This is a genomic window from Moritella sp., from assembly GCF_033791185.1.
In the GTDB taxonomy this organism is placed as follows: Bacteria; Pseudomonadota; Gammaproteobacteria; order Enterobacterales; family Moritellaceae; genus Moritella.
Genome location: NZ_JASJHF010000057.1, coordinates 1 through 2,802, shown reverse-complemented (window position 1 = coordinate 2,802; position 2,802 = coordinate 1). Strand labels below are relative to the sequence as shown.

Below are 2,802 nucleotides of genomic sequence, written 5' to 3'. Positions count from 1 at the left end.
ATTGGTAAACAACGTGATGTTGACCTTACTCGTGGCCAAGTTGATGATTTAACCGCTAAACGGGAACTGGCGTTATTCGATCTTGATAGTACCGTCGTTCGTGCGCCGACGGATGGTTATGTCGTGCAACAAGCATTACGTCCAGGTATGCGCGCGGTGAGCCTGCCTTTGCGACCTGTTATGGTGTTCAAGCATAAAGACGATAAGAACCTTGTTGGTTGGTATCGCCAAAACAGCATGTTGCGTCTTGAAAAAGGCTCAAAAGCAGAAGTTATCTTTGATGGTCTACCTGGTAAAGTATTTAGCGCGAAGGTGATTGGCGCTATTCCAGCTATCCCTGAAGGTCAGATCCAAGCATCGGGTACCTTAATCTCGGTACAAACTGCACGTTTCCCTGGTCGTATACCTGTATTATTTGAAATTGACGATCCCCGTTTTGAGCAATACAGCGAGGTGATGATGGGGGGGGCATACGGTCAAACGGCTATCTATTCAACCCATTTTGAGCATGTAGCTATTATGCGTAAAGTATTGTTACGCATGGCGTCGTGGATGAACTACTTCTTTCCATTCCACTAGATACGTTTAGTTAATTATATTATCAAAGGGGTTATAGCTTAGGTTATAATCCCTTTATGGGTATAATGGTGGTGATTTATCACATATCACACAAAAATATCACGGAGAATTTCAACATGATTAAGACTAATGCAAATGAAAACAACTGTATTCAATGTCATGAAACACTTGCTTGGAGAGCGGGGCTGTATCATTGTGTTAGCTGTAATCAGAATTACCAGAAGATTAGCTTTTGCCCAGACTGCAGTGCGGAGTTAGAAAAGTTACAGGCATGTGGTGCTACCGACTATTTTTGTAATACCTGTAACTCGCTTAAATCTAAAAGCCGTGTCAGCCATCAATTTGTAGTTGTTTAGTTATCGCTCTCGCTAATTAATTTATTGGTTTAAGACTGTTTAGCCAAATATACGCGCATGTGCACTATACAATTTTTATCATTTCATCTTACCAACTTGCAACATAGACCTTAGTTATTTATCATCAAGATAAATGAATTAGGAGTGAAACGTCAATGACACAGAAAGTATCAACAGAAGTGCAAGCTGAATCTACACGCATCGCTAACGGTATTAAAAAACCAGGTCAAAGCAAAGAACAGACTAAATTGATCGCCGCTGGTATCGAAAAGGGTATTGCTGAATATAAAAAACAGCATAAGGCTAAAGCTCGCCAACTTGATAAACAGAAAAAGCAAAAATTAAAATCTAATGCTGCAACTTTAGAGCAAGAAAATGAAGTTGGAATTGAGACTACTGAAGTAAGGCAAAGCCGATTACCTTGGGCATTATTAGCGCTAAGCTGGGCTGGTTTTGCAGGTTATCTCGTACAAATTGGTGTGCTTAGTATAGGCTGATGTCGACAAAAACGGCATCTTAACTGATGTGAGTCGATTAGCCAGAGCAATTTGATATGCTTTACTCACTGTAACCAGATAGTCAGCAGGCCAGTCATGGCGACCAATAGCAATGGTAACATAACCCAGCGAACCATCCCTTTACCACCGGAAAATACCGCCAGACAAGCCTTGAACAGGGTATTGGAAACACTCGCTAACACAATGCCCAGCACTGCTGTATTAGGCGGGATATCCCCACCCGCCATTCTGGATAGAGTAAGATTGATGGCATCGACATCGGCGATACCCGATGCCACCGCTAACAACAGCACACCGGATTCGCCCAGCCATTCAACCATCACCCGTACAAGCAATGCTACCGCGGCTAACATGAGCCCAAACAATAGAGCCGGTTTCAGTTCCAGCGGATTTTTCGGCCGCACCTCGTCGGTCACTATCGGCTTAGTATCGTTGTGAAAGATCAGCGCCGTACAGCCAAAGATAACCCCGAGCATCAAGGCTAAAGGCAAGAAAAGATCAGCCACTAGTGCTGGGTTGATCAGTCCAGCCACCAGTAATATCCGCGGAAACATCACCCCACAAGCCACCAGAATGCCCACCGAACAGAGCAGTTGTAGTGACGGTTGATCGCGAGAGAGGCGCGACAGTTGCAGTGTCAGCGCTGTCGATGAGATCATCCCCCCAGCTAAACCTGTCACCAGAATACCGCGCTGGGCACCGAGCATGCGGATCATAAAATAACCCGCAAAAGATATTGCCGAGATCAGTACTACCATCCACCAGATCTCATAGGGATTAAGAGCCTGCCAGGGACCATAGCCCTTATTCGGTAATGCTGGCAGCAGCACCAGCGAGATGATAAGCAGGTTTAGTCCTGCGTTTAATTCGTGTTGTGACAATTTAAGCAATAATCGATGCAGGAAAAGCTTAGAACGCAGCAGCAGTGTGGTGACCACTCCGCAAGCTGCAGCGACGACAACCTGATCAAGGCCAGCCAAGGCACCGAGTAAAAAGGTCACCAGCATGGCCACATAGCTAGTGGCACCGATATCCAAGCTGTGACGATGATTGATCAGATAAGTAGCGATAACCAGTGCGGCAATGGCAACGAAGACAATACCAAGGATTAATCCGCCAAGATGGGTCGCCAGCAGGCCGGAGATACCGCCAAGAAGTCCAATCAGACCAAAAGTTCGCAGTCCTGCCACGCGTTTTCCGTCGGCAAGCTTACGGTTACTCCACCCGCGCTCCAACCCCACTAATAGTCCGATGGCCAGAGCAGAACCGAGTAATAGTAATTGAGAAAGGCTGCTTTCCATTGCTCCAGTCCGAAGTTGTTTTGTCTTCAAGGTATAGCATCTTATTGT

3 protein-coding genes and 1 pseudogene are annotated in these 2,802 nt (G+C 45.6%); 3 read left to right on the top strand and 1 reads right to left on the bottom strand.

Going from position 1 to position 2,802, the window contains the following annotated elements:
* The 3 genes and pseudogenes from QNK26_RS03575 to QNK26_RS03565 form a co-directional block, all read left to right on the top strand.
* Positions 1-579, top strand: a pseudogene (locus tag QNK26_RS03575) (HlyD family secretion protein); the annotation flags it as partial.
* Positions 580-695: 116 nt separating this feature from the next.
* Positions 696-935, top strand: a complete 240-nt coding sequence (locus QNK26_RS03570; RefSeq protein ID WP_319220892.1) for a zinc ribbon domain-containing protein — start codon at positions 696-698, stop codon at positions 933-935.
* 155 nt (positions 936-1,090) lie between these two features.
* Entirely contained in the window at positions 1,091-1,432 is a 342-nt protein-coding gene (locus tag QNK26_RS03565) for a DUF2956 domain-containing protein (protein ID WP_319220891.1), read from the top strand.
* 65 nt (positions 1,433-1,497) lie between these two features.
* Here QNK26_RS03565 and QNK26_RS03560 read toward each other — a convergent pair.
* A partial coding sequence (locus tag QNK26_RS03560; RefSeq protein WP_319220890.1) for an MgtC/SapB family protein occupies positions 1,498-2,802 on the bottom strand: 1,305 nt, incomplete at its 5' end.

Bases quoted from the DNA above. Each gene is read 5' to 3' on its own strand.
- QNK26_RS03570 (WP_319220892.1), top strand. From the start codon at position 696: ATGATTAAGACTAATGCAAATGAAAACAACTGTATTCAATGTCATGAA.
- QNK26_RS03565 (WP_319220891.1), top strand. From the start codon at position 1,091: ATGACACAGAAAGTATCAACAGAAGTGCAAGCTGAATCTACACGCATC.